The organism is Bradyrhizobium arachidis (assembly GCF_015291705.1).
Taxonomy (GTDB): Bacteria; Pseudomonadota; Alphaproteobacteria; order Rhizobiales; family Xanthobacteraceae; genus Bradyrhizobium; species Bradyrhizobium arachidis.
This window is the reverse complement of sequence record NZ_CP030050.1, coordinates 3,667,596-3,690,343: the sequence shown is the minus strand read 5'-3', so window position 1 is coordinate 3,690,343 and position 22,748 is coordinate 3,667,596. Positions and strand designations below refer to the sequence as shown.

Annotated in this window: 22 protein-coding genes; 10 read left to right on the top strand and 12 right to left on the bottom strand. The window is 64.5% G+C overall.

What is annotated here, in order from left to right; all coding sequences use genetic code 11:
* Position 1: 1 nt before the first annotated feature.
* The 3 genes from WN72_RS17010 to WN72_RS17000 form a co-directional block, all read right to left on the bottom strand.
* Complete coding sequence (locus WN72_RS17010) at positions 2-1,021, bottom strand: branched-chain amino acid ABC transporter permease (RefSeq protein WP_027558893.1); 1,020 nt, start codon at positions 1,019-1,021, stop codon at positions 2-4.
* On the bottom strand, positions 1,018-1,920 hold the full coding sequence (locus WN72_RS17005) for a branched-chain amino acid ABC transporter permease (RefSeq protein WP_027558892.1): 903 nt from the start codon (positions 1,918-1,920) through the stop codon (positions 1,018-1,020). The genes WN72_RS17010 and WN72_RS17005 overlap by 4 nt, the downstream gene beginning before the upstream one ends.
* Before the next feature lie 85 nt (positions 1,921-2,005).
* On the bottom strand, positions 2,006-3,265 hold the full coding sequence (locus WN72_RS17000) for an ABC transporter substrate-binding protein (protein ID WP_092216999.1): 1,260 nt from the start codon (positions 3,263-3,265) through the stop codon (positions 2,006-2,008).
* 166 nt (positions 3,266-3,431) lie between these two features.
* On the opposite strand from WN72_RS17000, the gene WN72_RS16995 reads away from it, so the two are divergent.
* The 4 genes from WN72_RS16995 to WN72_RS16980 are packed head-to-tail and all read left to right on the top strand — an operon-like array spanning position 3,432 to position 8,117.
* A complete protein-coding gene (locus tag WN72_RS16995; protein WP_092216998.1) occupies positions 3,432-4,925 on the top strand; it encodes an AMP-binding protein in 1,494 nt (497 codons plus the stop codon).
* Positions 4,922-5,557, top strand: coding sequence for a TetR/AcrR family transcriptional regulator (locus WN72_RS16990; protein WP_027558889.1), 636 nt, complete (start codon positions 4,922-4,924; stop codon positions 5,555-5,557). Before WN72_RS16995 ends, WN72_RS16990 begins: the two co-directional genes overlap by 4 nt.
* Positions 5,554-7,464, top strand: a complete 1,911-nt coding sequence (locus tag WN72_RS16985) for a flavin-containing monooxygenase (RefSeq protein ID WP_092216997.1) — start codon at positions 5,554-5,556, stop codon at positions 7,462-7,464. The genes WN72_RS16990 and WN72_RS16985 overlap by 4 nt, the downstream gene beginning before the upstream one ends.
* A 17-nt stretch (positions 7,465-7,481) precedes the next feature.
* Entirely contained in the window at positions 7,482-8,117 is a 636-nt protein-coding gene (locus WN72_RS16980; RefSeq protein ID WP_092216996.1) for a 2-hydroxychromene-2-carboxylate isomerase, read from the top strand.
* An 8-nt stretch (positions 8,118-8,125) separates the two neighbouring features.
* On the opposite strand, the gene ald is transcribed toward WN72_RS16980, so the two are convergent.
* Positions 8,126-9,241 (bottom strand): alanine dehydrogenase, encoded by a 1,116-nt coding sequence (gene ald / locus WN72_RS16975; protein ID WP_092216995.1) that lies wholly within the window; start codon positions 9,239-9,241, stop codon positions 8,126-8,128.
* A 142-nt stretch (positions 9,242-9,383) separates the two neighbouring features.
* On the opposite strand from ald, the gene WN72_RS16970 reads away from it, so the two are divergent.
* The 3 genes from WN72_RS16970 to WN72_RS16960 all read left to right on the top strand — a co-directional run bounded on the left by WN72_RS16970 (position 9,384) and on the right by WN72_RS16960 (position 12,889).
* A complete protein-coding gene (locus tag WN72_RS16970) occupies positions 9,384-9,863 on the top strand; it encodes an Lrp/AsnC family transcriptional regulator (protein WP_027558885.1) in 480 nt (159 codons plus the stop codon).
* An 86-nt stretch (positions 9,864-9,949) separates the two neighbouring features.
* Positions 9,950-12,307: an Orn/Lys/Arg family decarboxylase gene (locus WN72_RS16965; RefSeq protein WP_092216993.1), complete on the top strand. Its 2,358-nt coding sequence runs from the start codon at positions 9,950-9,952 to the stop codon at positions 12,305-12,307.
* Positions 12,308-12,313: 6 nt separating this feature from the next.
* Positions 12,314-12,889: a GNAT family N-acetyltransferase gene (locus WN72_RS16960; RefSeq protein WP_027558883.1), complete on the top strand. Its 576-nt coding sequence runs from the start codon at positions 12,314-12,316 to the stop codon at positions 12,887-12,889.
* Positions 12,890-12,906: 17 nt separating this feature from the next.
* Here the strand turns inward: WN72_RS16960 and WN72_RS16955 are convergent, their stop codons facing one another.
* From WN72_RS16955 to WN72_RS16945, 3 genes are all read right to left on the bottom strand, one after another.
* Positions 12,907-13,116 carry a hypothetical protein gene (locus tag WN72_RS16955; RefSeq protein ID WP_027558882.1) on the bottom strand — a complete coding sequence of 70 codons (210 nt, stop codon included), beginning with the start codon at positions 13,114-13,116 and terminating at the stop codon, positions 12,907-12,909.
* A gap of 131 nt (positions 13,117-13,247) precedes the next feature.
* Positions 13,248-13,688 carry a flagellar basal body rod protein FlgC gene (locus tag WN72_RS16950; RefSeq protein WP_092216991.1) on the bottom strand — a complete coding sequence of 147 codons (441 nt, stop codon included), beginning with the start codon at positions 13,686-13,688 and terminating at the stop codon, positions 13,248-13,250.
* 118 nt (positions 13,689-13,806) lie between these two features.
* On the bottom strand, positions 13,807-14,856 hold the full coding sequence (locus tag WN72_RS16945; protein WP_092216990.1) for a hydroxyacid dehydrogenase: 1,050 nt from the start codon (positions 14,854-14,856) through the stop codon (positions 13,807-13,809).
* A 243-nt stretch (positions 14,857-15,099) separates the two neighbouring features.
* Here WN72_RS16945 and WN72_RS16940 point away from each other — a divergent pair, with 243 nt between their 5' ends.
* The 3 genes from WN72_RS16940 to WN72_RS16930 all read left to right on the top strand — a co-directional run bounded on the left by WN72_RS16940 (position 15,100) and on the right by WN72_RS16930 (position 16,719).
* Positions 15,100-15,660, top strand: coding sequence for a thiamine pyrophosphate-binding protein (locus WN72_RS16940; RefSeq protein ID WP_027558879.1), 561 nt, complete (start codon positions 15,100-15,102; stop codon positions 15,658-15,660).
* A gap of 8 nt (positions 15,661-15,668) precedes the next feature.
* On the top strand, positions 15,669-16,265 hold the full coding sequence (locus tag WN72_RS16935) for a thiamine pyrophosphate-dependent enzyme (RefSeq protein ID WP_167380894.1): 597 nt from the start codon (positions 15,669-15,671) through the stop codon (positions 16,263-16,265).
* 76 nt (positions 16,266-16,341) lie between these two features.
* Positions 16,342-16,719, top strand: a complete 378-nt coding sequence (locus WN72_RS16930; protein WP_092216987.1) for a VanZ family protein — start codon at positions 16,342-16,344, stop codon at positions 16,717-16,719.
* 39 nt (positions 16,720-16,758) lie between these two features.
* On the opposite strand, the gene WN72_RS16925 is transcribed toward WN72_RS16930, so the two are convergent.
* The 5 genes from WN72_RS16925 to WN72_RS16905 form a co-directional block, all read right to left on the bottom strand.
* Positions 16,759-17,142 carry a DUF1236 domain-containing protein gene (locus tag WN72_RS16925; RefSeq protein WP_092216986.1) on the bottom strand — a complete coding sequence of 128 codons (384 nt, stop codon included), beginning with the start codon at positions 17,140-17,142 and terminating at the stop codon, positions 16,759-16,761.
* Between the two features lie 113 nt (positions 17,143-17,255).
* Positions 17,256-18,143 (bottom strand): 2-hydroxy-3-oxopropionate reductase, encoded by an 888-nt coding sequence (locus WN72_RS16920; protein WP_092216985.1) that lies wholly within the window; start codon positions 18,141-18,143, stop codon positions 17,256-17,258.
* 12 nt (positions 18,144-18,155) lie between these two features.
* Complete coding sequence (gene hyi, locus WN72_RS16915; protein WP_027558874.1) at positions 18,156-18,941, bottom strand: hydroxypyruvate isomerase; 786 nt, start codon at positions 18,939-18,941, stop codon at positions 18,156-18,158.
* Positions 18,942-18,950: 9 nt separating this feature from the next.
* Positions 18,951-20,741, bottom strand: a complete 1,791-nt coding sequence (gcl, locus tag WN72_RS16910) for a glyoxylate carboligase (RefSeq protein ID WP_027558873.1) — start codon at positions 20,739-20,741, stop codon at positions 18,951-18,953.
* Between the two features lie 151 nt (positions 20,742-20,892).
* The gene (locus tag WN72_RS16905) at positions 20,893-22,695 is read right to left on the bottom strand and encodes an adenine deaminase (RefSeq protein ID WP_092216984.1); all 1,803 of its coding nucleotides are present in this window, start codon (positions 22,693-22,695) and stop codon (positions 20,893-20,895) included.
* Between the last annotated feature and the right edge of the window lie 53 nt (positions 22,696-22,748).

The window sequence follows — 22,748 nt, the reverse complement described above, 5'->3', positions numbered from 1 at the left end:
GCTAGCGCCCCTCGCCCGCGTCACGCCGGTGTGCGAACCATTCGGCGACGAAATCGAGCAGGCCTTTGCGCAGGCCCAGCGCGAAGAACAGGATGACCACGCCGAGCACGATGCCATGGTATTCGGTGAAGCGCGTGACGGTGTCGTTGAGCAAGAGCAGCAGCACGGTGCCGACCATCGGCCCCAAGAAGGTCGAGACGCCGCCGAGCATGTTGATGAAGATGCCCTCGCCCGAGATGGTCCAATAGGCGAATTCCGGATAGGCGCCGGAGACGAACAGCGCCATCACCATGCCGCCCATCGACGCGAATAGCGCCGCCAGCACGAAGACAGTGAGCTTTGCGCGCCAGACGTCGATGCCGAGGAAGCTCGCGCGCGCGGCGTTGTCGCGGATCATGCGCAGCGTGTAACCGAACGGCGATTGCGCGATCTGACGCATCGCGAGCAGGCCGAGGATCAGCAGCGCGCAGCTCGCGATATAGAGATGGACGTGGTTGGCAAGATCAATGCCGAGAAAGACCGGGCGTGGGATGCCGCCGCGCAGGCCCTGATCGCCGCCGGTGAAGGAGGCCCAGGACAGGATGGTGGAATGGATCAGCATCTGGAAGGCGAGCGTGACGAAGGCGAAGTAGATCTCCTTCAGACGCACGCAGATCGCGCCGATGATGGCGGCGATCACGGCCGTGATCGCCAGCGTCGCGACGAAGGCGACCGGAATCGGCACACCGAGCTTCTGCATGATCAGCCCGAAGCTGTAGGCCCCTAAGCCAAAAAACATACCGTGGCCGAACGAGGTCAGGCCGGTGTAGCCCACCAGGAGATTGAGCGAGGTCGCGAACAGGCCGTAGGCCGAGCAGCGAATGACGAAATCGAGCAGCGCCTTGCTACCGGTGAACAGCGGCAGGCTCGCCAGCACGGCGAAGGCGATCAGCGCGATCAGCACGTCGCGATAACGATGAAGTGCCGTACCGTTTCGCACCGGCGCCAGCGTCTGCGCGCGTCCGGCCTCGAGCTCGGTCATGCCGCCTCCTTGCCGAACAAGCCGGTGGGCTTGGAAACCAGCACGATCACCATGAAGAGATACATCAGGCCTTCCGTGAACAGGGGAAAGCCGAGCGAGCCGAACGAGCGGATCAGGCCGAGCAGCAGCGCGCCGATCAGCGCCCCCAGGATCGAGCCCATGCCGCCGATCACGGTGACGATGAAGGATTCGATCAGCACCGAAAATCCCATCCCCGGCGTCAGCGACCGCACGGGCGCCGCGAGCGCGCCGGCCAGCCCCGCCAGCATGCCGCCGAGCGCGAACACCCCGCCATAGATCAGGCCGGTGTTGATGCCGAGCGCGGAGACCATGCCGGGATTATGCGCGGCGGCGCGGATCACCTTGCCGATGCGGCTGCGCGAGAGCCCGATACCGAGCACGATGGCCGCGAGCAGCGCGACGCCGATCAGAAGCAGGTAATAAGGCGGCACCACGCCGCCGGCGATGAACAGCGGCATCACCTGGAACGCGGACGGCATGCCCATCGACTTGAATTCAGGCCCCCAGATGATGCGCACGACATCGTCGAAGATCAGCACGAAGGCATAGCAGACGAGGAGCTGCATCAGGACGTCGGCGCCGTAGACGCGGCTCATGAAGACGCGCTCGAAGATCAGGCCGAGGATGGCGGTGCCGGCCGCGCCGGCCAGCATCGCCAGCGCAAAGCTGCCGGTGAGCTGATAGGCCGTCATCGCGAAGTAAGCGCCGAACATGTAGAAGGCGCCGTGGCTGAAATTGACCACCTTGAGCACGCCGAAGATCAGGGTCAGCCCGACCGCCACCAGGAACAGCAGCATGCCGATGATGAGGCCGCTGGTGGTTTGCGTCACCAGGCAGGCGGAGCTGGCGAGGCAGCCGGCAAGCGCGTCGAGATCCACGGAAGCACCTTCTTTACGGCGCCCGACACGGCGCGGAATACGAAACCAGGGCGGAGACGGTCGCCCGTCTCCGCCTTGCGCGTGATCAGGTGTAGCCCTTGCTCTTCTTCCACTCGGCCTCGAGCTCGAAGATGGTCTTCCAGTCGCCGGCCTTGACCTCGGGCACATAGGGCTCCTGCGGGATCGTGGTGCCCCAGCCGATGGCGTAGCCGACCAGCGTGTGGTCGTCGCCGCGCATCGTCACGGTGCCGTCGGCGCCGAACGGGCACTTGATGGTCAGACCCTTCAGCACCTCCGCGATCTTCTTGCCGTCCGTGGAGTTCGCCTTCTTCGCGGCTTCGCTGAGGAACATCACCGCGGTCGCATTCTGCCACGACCAGTTGGTGGGATATTCGTTGTACTTGGCCTTGTAGGCATCGCCCCAGGCCGCGTTCTCCGGCGTGGTCGGGAAGGTCTTGATGTAGCGGTTGCCGGAGTGGATGCCCTTCGGCAGGTTCTTCACCACGGTGAGCGCGGTGTAGTCGGCCATGTTGACCGCGAACACCTCCATCTGGCTGAACATCGCATAGATGTTGGCCTGGTCGATGTAGGAAGTGAGATCGCCGCCCCACAGGCAGGAATACAGCGCCTGCGGCTTGGCCTGCAGGATCTTGGTCACGACCTCGGTGTAGTCGGGCTGGAACAGCTTTGGCCAGGACTCGCTGATGACTTCGACATCAGGCGCGAACCGCTTCAGGTACAGCGTGAACTCGCCGGTGGTGTCGCGGCCATAGGCGTAGTCGGGCGAGCAGGTCGCCCATTTCTTCAGGCCCTTGGCCTTGGCGATCGAAGCGGCGTAGCTGCCGCCGACGATGGAATCGTGGATGCCCTGGCGGACGCAGCGGAATGCGTTCGGGATATGCTGCTTCGGATCGGCGGTGAGCGAGGAGGCTTCCGAGCAGGTGTGGATGCAGAGCACGCCGAGATCACGCGCGACCTCGTGAACCGCAAACGATCCGGAGGACGCTTCGCCGTCGAGCAACAGCTCGCAGCCGTCGGTATTGACGAGCTCGCGCGCGACACGGGCCGCTTCCTGCGGCTGGCCTTTGGAGTCGCGGACCACCATCTCGATCTGCCGCCCGGCAAGGCCGCCGGCGGCGTTGACCTTCTCGACCTCGAGCATCACCGCATTGCGCGACGACGTGCCGAGCTGCGCGACACGGCCCGACAGAATTGTCGGCATGCCGATCTTGATGGTCTTGGCCTGGGCGCGCGCCACCCACGGCGCGGCAACACTCATCGCACCGGCGCCCATCAGCGCCAGTGTTGAACGGCGGCTGATGCCCGGCGTGCGGGTTCTCGTCATTTTCCCCTCCCTCTTTCGGGTCGGCGTTCCAGTCCCTTGTCGAAGATCGTCTCGTCTTCGTGTTCCCGACAATTTCAGAGGCAGGGGGTGACGTCAAGACAAACATGAATTATGAGTCAGAATTCAGAATGTCAGGACGAGGCGCCAATCGGCCCGAGACCGCAGAATGATCAACCTTTCGAGCTTCATCGCCTTTCATGCCCGGCGAACGCCGGATCGGCCCGCGCTGAAATATCGCGGCGGGGTGATCTCCTACGCAACGTTCGACGCGCGCATCCGGCAAACGGCCGGCTGGCTCGCCTCGCAGGGCATTGGAGCCGGCGATGTCGTGGCGGTGCTGATGAAGAACAGCGCCGCGTTCCTGGAGCTGGTCTTCGCGACCAGCCATCTCGGCGCGGTGTTCCTGCCGATCAATTTTCGCCTTTCGCGCGACGAGGTCGGCTACATCGCCGGCAATGCCGGCGCGCGGCTGCTGATCGTCGATGAGGAATTGGCTGCGAACGCAGCGGGCGCGAAGACTGTCGTGCTGAGCGAGGCCGCGCAGCAAAGCGTCACGCATCTCGCAGGCGACGCGGCACCCGCGTCCATGAACATCCGCGCGCCATCCGATCTGATGCGGCTGATGTACACTTCGGGCACGACCGACCGCCCCAAGGGCGTGATGCTCTCGTACGATAATTTCTACTGGAAGTCGGCCGACCAGACGATCGCGCTCGGCCTCAGTGCCGAGACGCGCCTCCTCGTCGTCGGCCCGCTCTATCACGTCGGCGCGCTCGACCTGCCAGGCATCGCCGTGCTCTGGCATGGCGGCTTCATCCGCATCGAGCGAAACTTTGAACCTGAGACGGCGCTCAGCGCCATCGCCGAGGACAAGCTCAACGCCGCCTGGTTCGCGCCTGTCATGACCACGGCGATGCTCACCTGCCCGGCCCGTGACCGCTACGACGTCTCCAGCCTGACATGGGCGATCGGCGGCGGCGAGAAGACGCCGGAAGTCCGCATCCGCGCCTTCTCAGAATTCTTCCGCAATGCGCGCTATATCGACGCCTATGGCCTCACCGAGACCGTCGGCGGCGACACCTTCATGGAAGCCGGGCGCGAGATCGAGAAGATCGGCTCGACCGGGCGCGCCATCGCCCATGTCGGGATCGAGATCCGCGACGAGGACGGCAAGGCGCTGCCGCCGAACGTCAATGGCGAGATCTGCCTGCGCGGCCCCAAGATCACGCGCGGCTATTGGAAGGATCCGGAGAAGACGGCTTCCGCCTTTTTCGGCGACTGGTTCCGCAGCGGCGATGTCGGCTATCTCGACGACGAGGGCTTTCTGTATCTGACCGACCGCAAGAAGGACATGATCATCTCAGGCGGCGAGAACATCGCCTCCTCCGAGGTCGAACGCGTCATCTACGATTTGCCTGAGGTGCGCGAGGTCGCCGTAATCGGCCTGCGCGATTCGCGCTGGGGCGAGCGGCCGATCGCCATCGTCGTGCTGGCGGAAGGCGCGAGCCTCGAGCTCCCTGCCCTCACCGAACATTGCCGCGCGCGACTGGCGAGCTTCAAGGTGCCGAAACAGCTGATCATCCGTGACAGCCTCCCCCGCAATCCCAGTGGCAAGATCCTCAAGCGCGTGCTGCGCGCCGAGCTGGAGACGTCTGAATGAATCAAGTGAACGCCAAGGTGACCAAGCTCAACCGCGTCGAGCGCAACGCCTGGACCAAGCAGAAGATCTTTGACGCCGCGACCAAGGTCGTCGGCAAATATGGCTATGCCGAAGCCTCCGTCGCCCGCATCACCGAAGAGGCCGGCGTCGCGCAAGGCACCTTCTACAATCATTTCGAGAACCGACAGGAGCTGCTCGACCAGCTGCTGCCGAAGATCGGCCTCGACATGGTCGAGTTCATCCGCGCCCGCACCGGCACGGCGGATGCGGCAAGGCAGGAAATTTCGCGCTTCTCCGCCTTCTTCGACTTCATCCGCGAGGTGCCGGAATTCCTGCGCATCCTCAACGAGGCCGAGTTCTTCGCGCCCAGCGGCTACCAGAAGCACCTGGACAATATCTCGGTCGCCTATGTCCGCATCTTGCGCCGCGCGCGAGCGGCAGGCGCGATTCACGATTACAGCGACGAGGAATTCGAGGCCATCGTTCACATGCTGATGGGCTCGCGTGGCTATCTCAGCCGCCGCTATTCCTATTCGGACGGCGGCGTCACCGCCGTGCCCGACCACGTCATCTCCGCCTATCGCAAGCTGATGACGCGCGGCCTCTTCACTGCCTCCGGGGACACGCCATGAACATCGCATCTCCACACAAGCCGCTCGACCTCGCCTCGGCAATTGCTGAGGCCGACATCCGCTGCCTGTTGATGGTGCTGGTGCACATGACGGGCGACGAGAAATGGCTCGAGCCGCCGTACCTGCCCAAGCGCGACATCCGCCTCATCCCCGACCCCGAGGCCGGCGTGCCCCGCGAGATCCAGGACGAGATCCGCGCCGCGGTCGTCAACCTCTTTGCCTATGGTACGCCGGAGCCTGTCATCACCGATCCCGGCGAGGAGCTGTTGCTCAGGATGATGCGCGCCTGTCTCGGCGAGAACGTCGCGCCGGAATATGCGCCGCTGATGCGCGAGGAAATGGGTTTTGTGCCGCGCGAGGCGCGCTGGACCAAGAGGCCCGCCAACGAGAAGCTTGCAGAGCAGCATGTGCTGATCGTCGGCGCCGGCGTCTGCGCCATCGCGCTCGGCGTGGCGCTTGGCCACCTCGGCATCCCCTACACCATCGTCGAGAAGAACGACGAGCTCGGCGGCACCTGGTGGATCAACCGCTATCCCGGCTGCGGCGTCGACACGCCGAACCATTCCTATTCCTACTCGTTCGGCTCGGGCAATGCGTGGACGCGCTATTTCTGCCAGCGCGAGGAACTGCTCGAGTATCTGCTCAAGGTCGCCGATGAATACGGCATCCGCAAGCATTTGCGGGTCAACACCGTGCTGACCTCGTCGCGCTGGGACGAGGGCAAGAAGCGCTGGATATCCACGCTGAAGACGAAGGACGGCGAAGAGACCTTCGAATCCACCGCGTTGGTCAGCGCCATCGGGCAGCTCAACGATCCCTCCCGTGCGCACTTCAAGGGCGAAGAACTGTTCAAGGGCACGATCCTGCATTCGGCGCTCTGGTCCGGCGACATCGACCTCGACGGCAAGCATGTCGCCGTGATCGGCACCGGCGCGACCTCGATGCAGCTGGTGCCGTCGATCGCGAGCCGCGTCGCCTCCGTCACGGTCTATCAACGCAGCGCGCAATGGGCGCGGCCGGTGAAGGGTTATTCCGATCCGATCACCGAGGGCGCGCGCTGGCTGCTCGCGCATCTGCCGTTCTATGTGCAGTGGTATCGCTTCAACATGTTCTGGCGCTATGGCGACGGCCTGCTGCCGTTCCTGCGCAAGGACCCGGCCTGGCCGCACCCCGAGCGCGCCGTCAACAAGGGCAATGACCGGCATCGCCAGGAGCTGACCGACTTCATCCTGTCCGAATTGCAGGGACGGCCCGATCTAATCGAGAAATGCGTTCCGACCTATCCGCCCTACGGCAAACGCATCCTGCTCGACAACAACTGGTTCAAGACCTTGAGGCGGGACAATGTCGAGCTTGTCACCGACACGATCGACCGTTTCGACGAAACCGGCATCATCGCCGCCGACGGCGAGCACCGCCCCGCCGACATCATCGTCGTCGCTACCGGCTTCAAGGTGACGGAGATGGCCGCGCGTCTCAACATCAGCGGCCGCGGCGGCAAGGATTTGCGGCAGGCCTGGGCCAACGACAATCCGACCGCGTTCCTCGGCCTCACCGTGCCTGATTTTCCCAATTTCTTCTGCATGCTCGGCCCGAACTCCGGACCGGCCCATGGCGGCAGCGTCATCTTCCAGTCGGAATGCCAGAGCCGCTACATCTCCGCCTGTCTCGCCGAGATGATCGAGCGCGATATCGCCGTCATCGACGTTCGCCCCGACGTGCTCGACGATTACGTCCGCAAGGTCGACGTCGAGCACGAGGCCATGATCTGGACCCATCCGGGCATGAGCACCTATTATCGCAATGCGAGCGGCCGCGTGTTTTCAGCCATGCCCTGGCGGTTCGTGGACTATTGGCGCATGACGCACGATCCGGATCTGGGGCAATATAGGCTGACGAAGGCGTAGACTGGAGGGAGCGCCCAATGCCCAAACCGATCGTCCGCGTCTACACTGATTACAAGAGCCCCTACGCATTCGTGGCGAACAAGCGGCTGTTCGAGCTCGAAGAGACGCACGGCGTGGAGCTCGAATGGCGGCCCTACACGCTGCGCATCGCCGAGTTCATGGGCAAGGTCGAGGAGCGCACGCCGCATTTCTGGCGCAAGGTGCGCTACCTCTATATGGACGCGCGGCGCTATGCCAATGCGCAAGGGCTCGTCATGAAGGGCCCGCGGCGGATCTACGACGCCTTCTATTCCAGTGTCGGCATGCTGTTCGCGCAACGGCACGGCTTCTTCCGCACCTACCACGACACGGTGTTCCACAAATTCTGGAGCCATGAGCTGGAGATCGACGATCTCGCGGCAATCACCGAAATCATCACCTCGTGCGGTGGCTCGCCCAGCGAGTTCGAAGCCTACGTCATCGGCCCTGCCCGCGCCGAGCACGACCGCATCATCGACGAGGCCGAGGCACTTGGTGTGTTCGGCGTGCCGACCATGGTGTTCAACGGCGAGCTGTTCTGGGGCGGCGACCGCATCAACATGCTGATCGAACGCATCGAGAAGCCCGAGACGATCGCGGCCGCGCTCGGCAGCCGCCACCGCAAGCCGGATTGACAGCCGCTCTAGGCCGCCAGCCCGCTCTCCACGGGCGCAAACTCCAGCCCGAGGCTTTCCGCCACCGCCTTGTTGGTGATGCGGCCGCGATGCACGTTCAGTCCGTTCCGCAAGTGAGGATTCTCCAGCACCGCGGCAAAGCCCTTGCTCGCGAGCATCAGGCCGAACGGCAGCGTCGCGTTGTTCAGCGCTTGGCTGGATGTCACCGGCACCGCGCCCGGCATGTTGGCGACGCAATAGTGCACGACGCCGTCGACCTCATAGGTCGGATCGGTGTGCGTGGTCGGATGCGAGGTCTCGAAGCAGCCGCCTTGGTCGATCGCGACGTCGACCAGCACCGCCCCCGGCTTCATGGATTTCAGCATCGCGCGCGTGACCAGCTTTGGCGCGCTGGCGCCCGGCACCAGCACCGCGCCGATCACGACGTCGGCGGCGAACACCTCGTCCTCGACCGCCTCGATCGTGGAGAAGCGGGTGCGGACCCGCCCGAGAAAGACGTCATCCAGCTGGCGCAGGCGAGGAATAGAGCGATCGATCACCGTGACTTCGGCGCCAAGACCCGCAGCCATGCGCGCGGCCTGCGTTCCGACCACACCGCCGCCGAGCACGACGAGGCGCGCCGGCTGCACACCGGGCACACCGCCCAGCAGCAGTCCGCGGCCGCCCGCGGACCGCTTGAGCGCGGCGCCGGCGGCCTCGATCGCGAGGCGGCCGGCGACTTCACTCATCGGCGCCAGCAGCGGGAGGTGACCGGCCGCGTCGGTGACGGTTTCATAGGCGATCGCAGTACAGCCGGACGCAAGCAAACCCTTGGCCTGTTCGGGATCCGGCGCAAGGTGCAGGTAAGTGAACAGGATCTGGCTTTCACGGAGCTGGACCCACTCGCTCTTCTGCGGCTCCTTCACCTTCACGATCATGTCCGATGCGGCGAAGATGTCGCGCGCGCTCGCGGCGACGGTGGCCCCCGCCCGCTGATACACCTCGTCGGACGCGCCGATGCCGCTGCCGGCGCCGGTCTCGACCGTGACCTGATGCCCGGCCGCGACATATTCACGGACCGCGCCCGGGGTGAGCCCGACGCGATATTCCTGCACCTTGATCTCCTTGGGCACACCGACACGCATCTTGAGCTCCTCGCCAACACATTGATTCCGTTGTTGATCGTAGCGACGGGGGCGGTTTGGTTTCGTGCAAATATCCGCTAGTTTGGCTGCTTGCGCGCCGGTTTCCGGCGCGCAAGCGCCCTTTCACGCCGGAAACAAAACCTTGGCCCTCGACCGGAAAGATCTCGCCATCCTCGCGGAACTCACCACCAATGCGCGGGCCAGCCACACTGAGCTGGCCAACAAGGTTGGGCTATCCAGCACCGCGCTGGCGCGGCGGCAGAAGGCGCTGGAGGACGACGGCTACATCCAGGCCTATCAGGCCGCGCTCGATCTCAACCAGTTCGGCCTCACCACCACCGTGCTGGTCCGCATCGCGCTGGAGAGCCAGAGCGACGAGGCGCTGAAGGCGTTCGAGGCCGAGGTGGTGAAATGCCCCTCTGTCGTGCGCTGCTTCCTGATGTCGGGCACCGACGACTACATCCTGATCGTGCTCGCCCGCGACATCCAGGATTTCGAACGCATCCATCGCACCGAGCTGTCGCGGCTGCCGCGCGTCGCGCGGGTGCAATCGAGCTTTGCCTTGCGGGAAATCGTCAACCGCGCCGTGCCGACGGTGGTGTTCGGCGAGGCGAAGCGGTAGCTCTTTTCCCGGTTCTTACGCTCTCTGTCATAGAACTGTCATCGAATGTGCTGAGACCTGTCCGTCTCGCACATTCGGGACACGCCATGGACTATTTCAAGCGCTTCAACTTCCTGTTCGCAGCACCGGCATTCGACGCCGACGACCTCGAGGGTCTCCGCTTCAACCAGATCATCGAGGAGATCCAGCGCTCCGGCTTCGAGGTGGTCCGGGCCCGCAAGCTGGAAGACGCCGAGATCGCGGTGCAGACCGATGCCGCAATCGGCTGCATGGTGGTGGACTGGGGCAAGAAAGGCCTGGAAGGCAGGACCTCGGCGCTGATCAACCTGATGCGGCGCCGCGGCCTCGACTTCCCGATCATCTTGCTTATCCGGCGCAAGCGCTTCGAGGACCTGCCGGTCGAGGTGCTCGACTTCATCGACGGCTACGTCTTCCTGTCCGAGGAGACGCCCACCTTCATCGCCAAGAACCTGATCAGCCGGCTCAAGCAATATGCCGAGACGCTGAAGACGCCGTTCTTCGGCGCCCTCGTCGACTATGCCGAGGAAGGCAACCAGCTCTGGACCTGCCCGGGCCACAATGGCGGCGTGTTCTACAACCGCAGCCCGATCGGCCGGGTCTTCGTCGAGCATCTCGGCGAATCCGTGTTCCGCGACGACCTCGACAATTCCGTGCTCGACCTCGGTGACCTCCTCACCCATGAGGGGCCGGCGCTGAAGGCGCAGAAGGAAGCGGCCCAGATCTTCGGCGCGGAAAAGACCTATTTCGTGCTCAACGGCACCTCGACCTCGAACAAGGTCGCGCTCGGCGCCCTCGTCACCGACGGCGACCTCGTGCTGTTCGACCGCAACAACCACAAGGCCGCCCATCACGGCGCGCTGATGATCAATGGCGGCATCCCGGTCTATGTCCCGACCGTCCGCAACGCCTGGGGTCTGATCGGCCCGATGCGCTGGGACATGCTCGACGAGAAGGCGTTGCGCGAGGCGATCCGCAACCATCCGTTGGTGACCGATCGCGACGCCTGGCGCAAGGAACGGCCGTTCCGCGTCGCCGTGGTCGAGCAGTGCACCTATGATGGCTCGATCCATAGCGCCGAGATGATCCTGAAGCGCATCGGCCATCTCTGCGAGTACATCCTGTTCGACGAGGCCTGGGCCGGCTTCATGAAATTCCACCCGCTCTATGCCGGCCGTTTCGCCATGGGGCTGGCGAACCTTCCCCCAGAGGCGCCCGGCATCATCGCGACGCAGTCGACCCACAAGCAGCTCGCGAGCTTCTCGCAGGCCTCGCAGATCCACATCAAGGACCGCCACATCCGCGGCCAGAAGCGTCGTGTCGAGCACCGCCGCTTCAACGAAAGTTTCATGCAGCACGCCTCGACCTCACCCTTCTATCCCCTGTTCGCCTCGCTCGACGTCGGCGCGCAAATGATGAAGGGCCGCTCCGGAGAGGTGCTTTGGGACGACACGATCCGTCTCGGCATCGAGCTGCGCAAGAAGGTCCGCGCGATGCGCCGGGAGTTCGAGGAGAAGGAGCAGAATCCGGATCGGCGCTGGTTCTTCGAGCCCTTCGTCCCGGATCGCGTCGCCATCCCCGACGTCAGCCGTCCCGGCGCCGCGCATAACGTCGCCTGGGAGTCGCTCTCCACCGACGAGCTCGCCACCAATCCCGCGCTCTGGCAGCTCTCGCCCGATACAAACTGGCACGGCTTCCCCAATCTCGCTGAAGGCTTCGCCATCACCGATCCGAACAAGCTGACACTGCTCACGCCCGGCTTCGACCGCGCGACCGGCACCTATGCCGAGCACGGCATCCCCGCTCCGGTCGTCGCGCAATATCTGCGCGAGAATCGCATCGTCCCCGAGAAGAACGACCTCAACTCCCTGCTTTTCCTGCTCACCCCCGGCGTCGAGGCGAGCAAGGCCGGCACTCTGATCTCCGGCCTCGTCGCCTTCAAGAAGCTGCATGACGACAATGCGCTGCTGGCCGACGTCATCCCCGAGTTCTACCAGCGGCGGCAGGCGCGCTATGCCGGCGTGCGACTGCGCGATCTCTGCGGCGAGATGCATCGCTTTTTCCGCGCCGCCGACGTCAGCGCACTCCAGGCCCGGCAATTCATGCCCGAACACATGCCCGAGATCGCGATGTCGCCCCGCGATGCCGCACGCTATCTGTTCAAGAACGATGTCGACTATCTGCCGATCGAGGCGATCGCGGGCCGCATCGCCACGACGCCCTTCGTGGTCTACCCGCCCGGCATTGCCACCATCGTGCCCGGCGAGCGGCTGACGGAACGGGCCAAGCCCATGGTGGATTATCTCAAGATGTTCGAGACCTGCTTCAACACGTTCCCGGGCTTCGATGTGGAAATCCAGGGCGTCTACAAGGAGGTCGATGCGCAGGGACGCATCGGGCTCTATACTTACGTCGTTGCCGAGTAGGTGCCGATGAACGAAACAGCTGTGCGCGCGAGTGACGAGCCTGTCCTGGTCAGGCCGTCACGCGAGAGCGATGTCGAGGCGATGCTGGCGATCTACCGCCATCACGTCCGCAACGGCGTGCCGCGCGACGTCGAGGGAACCGGCGCGCCCGAGCCGGACGATTTGCGCGACCGTCGCAAGAATTTGAAGCAGACCCGCCTGCCGCACCTGGTCGCGACCTTTCGCGGCGAGGTCGTCGGCTATGCCTATGCGGTGCTGTTCCGCAAGCGGCCGGCCTATCGCTACACCGCCAAGCACTCGATCTACGTCCACCACGAGCATCTCGGCCGCGGCGTCGGACGGCTCTTGCTCGGCGAATTGATCGACGCCTGCGCTGCGGCCGGCTTCCGCCAGATGATCGGCTATATCGATGCCGACAACGCGCCCTCGCTGGCGCTGCACGAGAAGTTCGGCTTCGCGCGCGCCGGCCTGCTCGGCGGCGTCGCCTATCGCCACGGCCGCTGGTCCGACACCGTCATGGTACAGCGCTCGCTCGGCGCGGGCGCAACCTCCCCGCCGGCGCTCACGGCGCCCGGACGCTAGATAGGCCTGCGCGGCCTTTACGACGGAAGGTCAGCCGATTTCACCTGAATCCGGTCGGCATGCAGAGACCAGTGATGCAAGGCCTGGTCCTTGCAGAATTTTGCTTTCGCCCGCTCTTTGGCTTCGTTCTCATCGCAGGCGTCGACCTCGAGGGTGCCCTGGCAAACCTCGATCTCCCGCCCGTGGCCGAACACGTCCTTCATGAATCTGACGACATAAGTGGACATGGGACCTCCCTGCTGCCCCGGCGGCACTGTAATCCCATTTAGGCCGGATGGGGAAAGGAGATTTTGACGCGGATCAAGGTTGGCGACGGTTCCCGCCGCCAAAGCTAGGCCTTGAGACGATCCGTCAGCGATCACGTCTTGATGTCGAGAAGCGTGTCTTCTGTCTCGGCGTAGGCTTGAATGACCTTCGCGTTGGCAATGAAGCTGTATTTTGCGGTCGCCAGCTCAACAAATTCGCTCGCGAGATCGACGTTCGGCGCGGCGACCAGGCCATCCTGATTTGCGAAGGGAGCGCTCGGGTCGGATTGCGCGGTATAGCTCGGCGAAACCGCCGACACGGTCGCGATCGTACCGCCGGGCGCCGAGCCGCTCGATTGGGAGACCTGATTGACGCGCAGCGGCACATAAGCGGCGGGATACGTCGGAGCAATGCCCGAGCTGGCCGATGTGCTCGATCCGCCTGACACGGGGAGCGGCCCGGTCGTGTTGATGTTGGCGATATTGCTGGCGGCGACGTTCACGCGCAGGCTCGCCGCAGAAAGTCCGGAGGTCGCAATCGAGAGTATGCTCATGCATCCTGATCTACAGGACAAGTCATACGCGTTCATTCACGGCATCGGTAAAATTCGCCGCTTTCTGTTTTCAGCCTGGTAACCAACGATCGGAGCACGAACAGACTTCGCACGTCCGCTACTGCGGCGTCACGCCAAAAGCCTGCTTGAAGCGCTCGGCATAGCGCGGCCAGACCTCGGGATTGATAATGCGCGGCGGGCGCTTGCCGTCGAGCGTGTCCAGCACCTGCTCGGCGGCGATGCGGCCCATGTTCTGACGCGCCTCGATCGTCACGCCCGCGGTGTGCGGACTTGCCAGCACATTATCCAATTGGAGTAGCGGATGCTCCGGCGCCGGCGGCTCCTTGGACCAGACGTCGAGACCCGCGCCAGCAATGCGCTTGTCGCGCAAGGCCTGGAGCAGCGCATCCTCATCGTGGATGAAGCCGCGTGCCGTGGTGATGAAATAAGCATGCGGCTGCATCAGCCCGAACTCGCGCGTGCTGATCATGTTGCGGCTGCGCTTGTCCAGCGGGCAGGAGATCGAGACGAAATCGGCGCGGCGCAAGAGCTCGTCAAGCTCGACCTTCTCGCCGCCCCGCTCGGCCATCACCTCGGCCGTGAGGTACGGATCGTAGGCCAGCACCTTCATGCCGAACAGGCCCTTGCACAGCGCGGCGATACGGCGGCCGACATTGCCGAGGCCGACGATGCCGACGGTCTTGTGCTCGATCTCGTTGCCGACGAGCTCGTTGCGGTTGACGTTGGACTCCCTGCGGAGCCTGCGGTCGGACTGGATGATGCGCTTCGACAAGGTCAGCATCATCGCCAGCGCGTGCTCGGCGACGGAATGGGCGTTGCCGCCGGACTGGTTGACGACCAGGACCCCCGCATCCGTGCAGGCCTCGACGTCGACAGGGTCGAAGCCCGCGCCATTGCTGGAGACCAGCAGGAGGTTTGGCGTGCGCTTCAGGAGGGCGGCGTCGACATGGAAGTGCGGCGCCAGTTCGTCGCGGGCCGCGCCGATCTGGTAGACATGGGCCGCGCTCAGGATCGGCGCGTAGAAATCCTCGGGGCTCTCGTTCTCGATGCGATCGAGCCGGACATCGGGGCGCGCCTTCAGGATGTCGATATAGATCGGATTGGCCAGATATTTGACGTAGAAGACGCGCTTGCTGTTGACGGACATCAGGACCCTTCCGGCTCTCTCATGGAGACCCGCAAGGCCTGCGCAATCCGCGCCCCGTCCATGCGTCCCTCCCGTTTCTCATTGTTGCCGCTTATGCCATGGCGGTGCCGGCCGCGGCAGGCCATCTGGCGCAGATCACGGTGCCGGCCCGGGCATGTTGACAATCCCGCTGCCTGCGTCAAGTTCGGCAGACCGCCGCGACGGCCAGAACCAAGAAGCATGCGCGGCTCGAGGGAGAACGCAATGGCGATTGCGGAACAGCAGGCTCAGGCGGCACAGGGGTCCGGCGACAAGAGCTGGCATGGCATCGTCCTGCAGACCCTGAAGCGGAACGAGATCAGCCTCATCCCTTACGTGCCCGACCGCGTGCTGACGCCGCTGATCAAGAATTTGCATGCCGATCCCTTCTTCACCACCTTCGCCACCGCCCGCGAGGAAGAGGCCGTCGGCATTGTCTCCGGCGCCTGGATGGGTGGACGACGCGGCGCGGTGCTGATGCAGACCTCCGGCTTTGCAACGCTCGCCAACGTGCTCGCCTCGCTCGCGGTGCCCTACCAGATCCCGCTGATCATGTTCGTGTCCGAGCGCGGCACGCTCGGCGAGTTCAATTACGGACAGTCGCTGGTCTGCCGCACCATGCGCCCGGTGCTGGACTCGCTCGCGCTGGAGCACCACACCATCACCCGGCTCGACGAGCTCGAATTCATCGCCGACCGCTCGATCAAGCAGGCCGTGACCACGCAGGCGCCGGTGGCGCTGATCCTCAACCCGCTGCTCACCGGCGGCAAGACCTTCGACAAGTGAGCGCTGCCATGACCACGCGCAACACCAAAGTGATGAACCGCTTCGACGTCACCTCGCGCCTGATCGCGAAGCTCAAGCACGAGGAAGCCGTGATCGGCGGCATCGGCAATACCAATTTCGATCTCTGGGCCGCCGGCCACCGCCCGCAGAATTTTTACATGCTCGGTAGCATGGGCCTCGCCTTTCCGATCGCGCTTGGCGTCGCGCTGGCGCAGCCCGACCGCCGCGTTTTCGCGCTCGAAGGCGACGGCTCGCTGCTGATGCAGCTCGGCGCGCTCTCGACCATTGCGGCGTTGAAGCCGAAGAACCTGATCATGATCGTGATGGACAACGGCATCTACCAGATCACCGGCGCGCAGCCGACGCCGGCTGCGAGTGTGGCCGACATCGTCGGCATCGCCACCGCTTCAGGGCTCGCCAACAGCGCCTGGGCCGCAGACGAGGAGGATTTCGAGCGTCTGGTCGAAGAGGCGATGTCACGCTCCGAGCCCAGCCTGATCGCGGTGCGCATCGACGACAAGCCCGGGGTCGGCACCACCCGGCGTGACCCCGTGCAAATACGGGAGCGTTTCATGCACGGCCTCGGCGTGCGCGAGCCACTTTAAGGTTTCGTCATTAACTACACGGCGATCTGATCCATATCCGGTACAGGCCGTTGCAAATCCGTGCTATCGGCGCCGAATGTCCATTCTTGTTCGCCTGTTTGCCTGGCTTCTAGCGGCCGCCGTCACTTTTGCGACCTTGGGACCGCCGACCCTGCGGCCGCATTCCGATCTCGGGCAGGATGGCGAGCATGCCCTCGCCTTCCTCCTGGTCGGGCTGGCCTTTGGCCTCGCTTACAGGAATCGCCGCCTGGCAGTCACCGCTATCGCGGTGGCCCTGATCGGCATGCTCGAGCTGATGCAATTGTGGGCACCGGGACGGCATGCGCGAGTGGAGGATTTTCTGGTCGATGCCGGCACGGCCTGCATCGGCTTTGCGCTCGCCACCGCAGCCGATTGGGCGCTCGCGCGCCTTCGCGCAAATGCGACCCTGACAAGCCAGGGCCCCGCGGAGTGATGCTCTGCAGGGCCCGGCTCTCCAAAGTCTACGCTTCGATCAGTCGATGATCTTCACCACGCGGCGCGTGCGCGGCTCGACGATCACGCGGCGATCGTTCACGACCGCATAGCGGTACTCGGTGTAGTTCGGCACCGGCCGCAGCACCACGGTCGGGGGCAGCGGCTCGCCGACCACGACGCGCTCTTGGACCACGACGGAGTCACTGCGCGGGATTCCGCCCAGCACGGCATTCGGAATCTCGAGGCCCGCGCCGACGGCCGCCCCGACGGTGCCGCCGACCATCGCGCCGACCGGACCGCCGATGTCGCCGCCCGCACGCGCGCCGTCCCTGGCGCCCTGTTCGGTCGTCGACTGGGCAAAGGCTGCGCTCGACGCCAGCAGCGACGCGGCAGCCAACGAAATCGCAAGACGGGTCTTCATATTCACACTCTCCAGTGTTGTTGTGCGCCTTCAACCCGCGGGACCGAAGCATTGTTCCGGTTCCGCCGGGTCGAAAGATGCATCACATCCGGAGAGTGTTACCGCGTAACAGTTCAGCTGGCTGCGATCTCATGGCCCGCCATCAGTTCCAGCGCCCGCACCATGGCGGAATGATCCCAGGCCTTGCCGCCATGCGCGGTGCAGGACGAAAACAATTGCTGCGCTACCGCCGTGCTCGGCAGCGACAGGCCGAGCGAGCGGGCGCCTTCGAGCGCGAGGTTGAGATCCTTCTGATGCAGTTCGATGCGGAAGCCGGGCTCGAAATTGCGCTTCACCATGCGCTCGCCATGCACTTCAAGAATCCGCGACGAGGCAAAACCGCCCATCAGCGCCTTGCGCACCAGTGCCGGATCGGCGCCGGCTTTCGATGCGAACAGCAGCGCCTCGCTGACCGCCTCGATCGTCAGCGCGACGATGATCTGGTTGGCGACCTTGGTGGTCTGGCCATCGCCATTGGCACCGACATGGGTAACGTTCTTGCCCATCTTGTCGAAGACCGGTTTCATCGTGCCAAAGGCGCGCTCCGGCCCGCCGACCATGATGGTGAGGCTCGCAGCTTTCGCGCCGACCTCGCCGCCCGACACCGGCGCGTCGAGATAGTCCGCGCCAAGCGCCTCGATCTTCTTCGCGAACTCCTTGGTGGCCAGCGGCGAGATCGAGCTCATATCGACCACGATCTTGCCCTTGGAGATGCCGGCCGCGACGCCGTCCTTACCGAACAGCACAGCCTCCACATGCGGCGTATCCGGCACCATGATGATGACCGCATCCGCCTCCTCCGCGATCTGCTTGGCTGATTCGCAGGCAACGCCGCCGGCGGCGATCAGTTCGGGAGCAACAGGGGCGACGTCATGCAGCAGCACGCGATGGCCCGCCGCCAGGAGGTGGCCGGCCATCGGCCGTCCCATGGTGCCAAGTCCGATGAAGCCGATGTCGATCATGTCCGGGTTTCCTCAGGTCTCAAACGTCTGCGCGGCGTGCCAGGACAGGCCTTCCAGCGTCGTGGTGCGCGGCTTGTATTCGCAGCCGATCCAGCCGCGATAGCCGATCGCGTCGAGATGGCGGAACAGGAAGGGATAGTTGATCTCGCCGGTGCCGGGCTCATGGCGGCCAGGATTATCGGCGAGCTGGATGTGTGCGATCTGCGGCAGATATTCCTGCATGGTGCGGGCGAGATCGCCCTCCATGATCTGCATGTGATAGATATCGTACTGGATGAACAGATTGTTCGACCGTACCTCGGAGATCAGCTGCACCGCCTGCTCGGTCCCGTTGAGGAAGAAGCCGGGAATGTCGAGCGTGTTGATCGGCTCGACCAGCAGCTTGATGTTCTCCCGCGCCAGCGTCGAGGCGGCGAAGCGCAGGTTTCCGACCAGCGTCTCCTGAAGCTCGCTCCGATCGGCATCCGCAGGCGCAATGCCGACGAGGCAGTTGAGCTGGTCGCAATCGAGCGCCTTGGCATAGTCGATGGCGCGGAATACGCCGTCGCGGAATTCGCTGACGCGATCAGGCAGGATCGCGATGCCGCGCTCTCCGCCGGCCCAATTGCCTGCGGGCAGATTGTGCAGGACCTGCGTCAGGCCATGGGCCTCGAGCTGCTCGCGCAGCTGCGCCTTGTCGAAATCATAGGGGAAGAGATACTCGACCCCGGAAAATCCGGCCGCCTTCGCCGCAGCGAAGCGGTCGAGGAACGGCATCTCGTTGAAGAGCATGGTGAGGTTGGCGGCAAATTTCGGCATCGCTGTCCCCTATTCTGCCGGCTGCAGCACGGCGGGCTGCTTGGTCCCGACCTCGTCGAGCGGCAGGTCCAGCACCTCCTCGAACTCGACGATATTGTCGATCTCGGTGCCCATCGCGATGTTGGTGACGCGTTCGAGGATGAACTCCACCACCACCGGCACGCGATGCTTGGCCATCAATTCGCGCGCGGTCGCGAATGCAGCCTGTGTGTCCTTCGGGTCCGTGACGCGGATCGCCTTGCAGCCGAGGCCTTCGGCGACCGCGACATGATCGACGCCGTAGACGCCGATCTCGGGCGCGTTGATGTTCTCGAAGGAGAGCTGAACGTGGTAGTCCATGTCGAAACCGCGCTGGGCCTGGCGGATCAGGCCGAGATAGGAATTGTTCACGACGACGTGGATGTAGGGCAGGTTGAACTGCGCCCCGACCGCGAGCTCCTCGATTAGGAACTGGAAGTCGTAGTCGCCGGACAGCGCCACGATCTCCCGATCCGGACAGGCGGCACGCACGCCGAGCGCGGCGGGCAGCGTCCAGCCGAGCGGACCCGCCTGCCCCGCATTGATCCAATTGCGCGGCTTGTAGACGCCGAGGAACTGCGCACCGGCGATCTGCGACAGGCCGATCACCGTGACATAGGTGGTGTCGCGGCTGAACGCCTTGTTCATCTCCTCATAGACGCGCTGCGGCTTGATCGGAACGTTGTCGAAATGGCTCTTGCGCAGCATGGTCTTCTTGCGATCGCGGCAGGCCGCGGGCCACGCCTGGCGCTCGCGGAGCCTGCCTGACCGGCGCCACTCCCTGGCGACGGCGACGAAAAGTTCGAGCGCGGCCTTGGCATCCGAGACGATACCGAGATCGGGATTGAACACGCGCCCGATCTGGGTCGGCTCGATGTCGACATGCACGAATTTGCGGCCCTTGGTGTAAGTCTCGACCGAGCCGGTATGACGGTTGGCCCAGCGGTTGCCGATGCCGAGCACGAAGTCGGATTCGAGCAGCGTGGCATTGCCGTAGCGGTGGCTGGTCTGAAGGCCGACCATGCCGGCCATCAGCACATGGTCGTCGGGGATCGCGCCCCACCCCATCAGCGTCGGCACGACGGGGACGTTGGCGATCTCGGCGAATTCGACCAGCAGGTCCGACGCATCGGCATTGATGATGCCGCCGCCCGCGACGATCAGCGGCCGTTCGGCGGCATTGAGCATCTCCAGCGCCTTTTCGACCTGCTTGCGGGTCGCGGCGGGCTTGTAGACCGGCAGCGGCTCATAGGTCTCGTCGTCGAACTCGATCTCGGCGAGTTGCACGTCGAGCGGCATGTCGATCAGCACCGGTCCGGGCCGGCCAGACCGCATCACGTGAAACGCCTGGCTGAACACGCGCGGCACCAGCGCCGGCTCGCGCACAGTCACCGCCCATTTCGTCACGGGCTTTGCGATCGATTCGATGTCGACGGCCTGGAAGTCTTCCTTGTACAGCCGCGCTCGCGGCGCCTGTCCGGTGATGCAGAGGATCGGGATGGAATCGGCGATCGCCGAATAGAGCCCGGTGATCATGTCGGTGCCGGCCGGCCCCGAGGTGCCGATGCAGACGCCGATATTGCCGGCCTTCGCCCGCGTATAGCCCTCGGCCATGTGCGAGGCGCCCTCGACATGGCGCGCCAGGATGTGGCGGATCGAGCCGCGCTTCTTCAGCGCCGAGTAAAGCGGATTGATCGCCGCCCCGGGAACGCCGAAGGCCGTCGAGATGCCTTCCTTCTCCAGGATACGCACGGCTGCATCGACAGCTCGCATCTTCGCCATATCGGACCTCGCTTGGTTTAAGTCAGCGAGCGAGATCATCAGATGCGGAGAAGCCGATCTCAACGAGATCGATTTTATTTTCCACGATGCGGCAGCGTTGAGAAAAATGCGGCTGCCTCAAGCGCTTAGATCGAGAAATGCATGAAAGAAATCACTCGAACAGCGGCGCCAGCTCCATCTGAGGTACCAGCACCAGGCCCTTGTCGGTGATACGAATTTCCGGAATGACCGATAGCGGAATCAAATTGAACCCCATGTAGGGGATAGTGCAGCCGGCCTCGGCCCATTCCTTCTTCAGCACCTTCACCTCTTCAGCGACTTCCGTCACACGCTTGTCGGAGAGCAGGCCGGCGATCGGCAGCGGCACCAGCGCCCTCACCTCGCCGTTGGCGACGACGCAAACGCCGCCCTGCTTTTCCTTGATCGCCGATATCGCCACCTGCATGTCGGCCTCGTTGGTTCCGCCGACGATGATGTTGTGGCTGTCATGGCCGACGCTGGAGGCGACCGCGCCCCGCTTCAGGCCAAAGTCCTTGAGGAGGCCATGAGCGACGTTGCCAGGCGATTTGCCATGGCGCTCGACCACTGCGACGAAGCAGAGACCGTAGCGCGCGAACAGCGACGGCCAGTCCTTTACCGGCTCGATCGCAACCTTCTCATGGATCAGCGTGATGCCGGGCAGCGCGGTCTTGATTGCGTTAACGGTGCAGGCCTTCGCCGGCAGTTCCGGCGTCAGCTTCATCTTCGCCGGCAGTTTGACGGTCGCATAAGCCGCTTTGGGATATTCGTAGCGCTGCGACAGCGCCTGATCGAGCAGCTTGGTAATCCTGCCGTGCTCGACCATCAGCTCGCCGCCATACCAGGTGCATTGTGGCCTGAGCTGATCGTCCATCAGCACGAGATCGGCGCGGCGGCCGCCGCCAAGCCCGCCGATATCGCCCTCCATGCCGAAACGCGTCGCGCCGTGCAGCGAGCCCATCGACCAGGCCTGCTCCGGCGACATCCCGGCTTTCACGGCTTCGCGCACCACCCAATCGAGTCCGAACAGCAGCAAATCGTCGGCGTCGCGGTCGTCGGTGCAGACCGCCGCGCGCTTGTGCGAGGCCCCGAGCTCGGTGATGGTGCGGATCGCCTGCGGCAGCGAATGCCATGGCGTGGTCGGTGGGCCCCCGCGCAGGAACACCCAGACGCCGGCGTCGAGCAGATCGTCGGCGATGTCGCGGTCGATCGCTTCATGGGTGTCAGTGACGCCCGATGCCGCATAGGCCGCGACGAATTCGCGGCCATAGACATGGCCGGACACCGGCCGTCCCCGCTTCAGGGCAGCGGCGAGGATCGCATGGCTGCGCTCGTCACCCATCGTGACAGGCACGAAGTCCATCTTCTCGCCGAGCGCGACCGCCTCGGGCCAGCGATCGAACAGGCCTGCGATCTTGTCCGGCGTGAGGTCGCCACCGGCGGTCTCAAGCTCGGCCGAGGTCGCCGGCACCGTGCTCGGCACCGTCAGGAAGATCGACAGCGGCGCCTCGCGGGCGTCCTCCAGCATCGCCTCGACGCCGGCGACGTCCATGACGTTGCCGATCTCGTGGCTGTCGCAGAAGATCGTGGTGGTGCCGTTGAGCAGCGCGGCCTCGGCATAGGCGCAGGCCGTCACCATCGAGGATTCGATGTGGATGTGCGGATCGACCAGTCCTGGCGCGATGATGCCGCCGGCCGCGTCGTAAGTCGCGACCCCGCTCCAGACCTTCTTTGCCGCTCCGGCCGGCTTCACCGCCGCGATGCGGCCGCCGGTGATCCAGACCTCGCGGCCTGGATGGATACGCTCTGAATAGGTCGAGAGCACCCGCGCACCCGTGACGACGAGGTCCGGCGCGAGGCGCCCCGAGGCAACATCCGCGAGGCGCCGCGTCATGCTGTGCAGCGGCGCGACGGAAAAACGGGTCAGTTTGGTCATCGGAGGCTCTCGCGTGACATGGACAGCCCAGTAATGGTTGCCTCCGACGGCGG

Coding starts and splice junctions, on each gene's coding strand:
- WN72_RS16980 (WP_092216996.1), top strand. CDS start 7,482: ATGCCCAAACCGATCGTCCGCGTCTACACTGATTACAAGAGCCCCTAC.
- hyi (WP_027558874.1), bottom strand. CDS start 18,941: ATGCCGAAATTTGCCGCCAACCTCACCATGCTCTTCAACGAGATGCCG.
- WN72_RS17000 (WP_092216999.1), bottom strand. CDS start 3,265: ATGACGAGAACCCGCACGCCGGGCATCAGCCGCCGTTCAACACTGGCG.
- WN72_RS16950 (WP_092216991.1), bottom strand. CDS start 13,688: ATGAGCATACTCTCGATTGCGACCTCCGGACTTTCTGCGGCGAGCCTG.
- ald (WP_092216995.1), bottom strand. CDS start 9,241: ATGCGTGTCGGTGTGCCCAAGGAGATCAAGGTGCAGGAATATCGCGTC.
- WN72_RS16935 (WP_167380894.1), top strand. CDS start 15,669: ATGACCACGCGCAACACCAAAGTGATGAACCGCTTCGACGTCACCTCG.
- WN72_RS16960 (WP_027558883.1), top strand. CDS start 12,314: ATGAACGAAACAGCTGTGCGCGCGAGTGACGAGCCTGTCCTGGTCAGG.
- WN72_RS16940 (WP_027558879.1), top strand. CDS start 15,100: ATGGCGATTGCGGAACAGCAGGCTCAGGCGGCACAGGGGTCCGGCGAC.
- WN72_RS16990 (WP_027558889.1), top strand. CDS start 4,922: ATGAATCAAGTGAACGCCAAGGTGACCAAGCTCAACCGCGTCGAGCGC.
- WN72_RS16905 (WP_092216984.1), bottom strand. CDS start 22,695: ATGACCAAACTGACCCGTTTTTCCGTCGCGCCGCTGCACAGCATGACG.
- WN72_RS16955 (WP_027558882.1), bottom strand. CDS start 13,116: ATGTCCACTTATGTCGTCAGATTCATGAAGGACGTGTTCGGCCACGGG.
- WN72_RS16925 (WP_092216986.1), bottom strand. CDS start 17,142: ATGAAGACCCGTCTTGCGATTTCGTTGGCTGCCGCGTCGCTGCTGGCG.
- WN72_RS16930 (WP_092216987.1), top strand. CDS start 16,342: ATGTCCATTCTTGTTCGCCTGTTTGCCTGGCTTCTAGCGGCCGCCGTC.
- WN72_RS17010 (WP_027558893.1), bottom strand. CDS start 1,021: ATGACCGAGCTCGAGGCCGGACGCGCGCAGACGCTGGCGCCGGTGCGA.
- WN72_RS16945 (WP_092216990.1), bottom strand. CDS start 14,856: ATGTCCGTCAACAGCAAGCGCGTCTTCTACGTCAAATATCTGGCCAAT.
- WN72_RS16920 (WP_092216985.1), bottom strand. CDS start 18,143: ATGATCGACATCGGCTTCATCGGACTTGGCACCATGGGACGGCCGATG.
- WN72_RS16995 (WP_092216998.1), top strand. CDS start 3,432: ATGATCAACCTTTCGAGCTTCATCGCCTTTCATGCCCGGCGAACGCCG.
- WN72_RS16965 (WP_092216993.1), top strand. CDS start 9,950: ATGGACTATTTCAAGCGCTTCAACTTCCTGTTCGCAGCACCGGCATTC.
- gcl (WP_027558873.1), bottom strand. CDS start 20,741: ATGGCGAAGATGCGAGCTGTCGATGCAGCCGTGCGTATCCTGGAGAAG.
- WN72_RS16985 (WP_092216997.1), top strand. CDS start 5,554: ATGAACATCGCATCTCCACACAAGCCGCTCGACCTCGCCTCGGCAATT.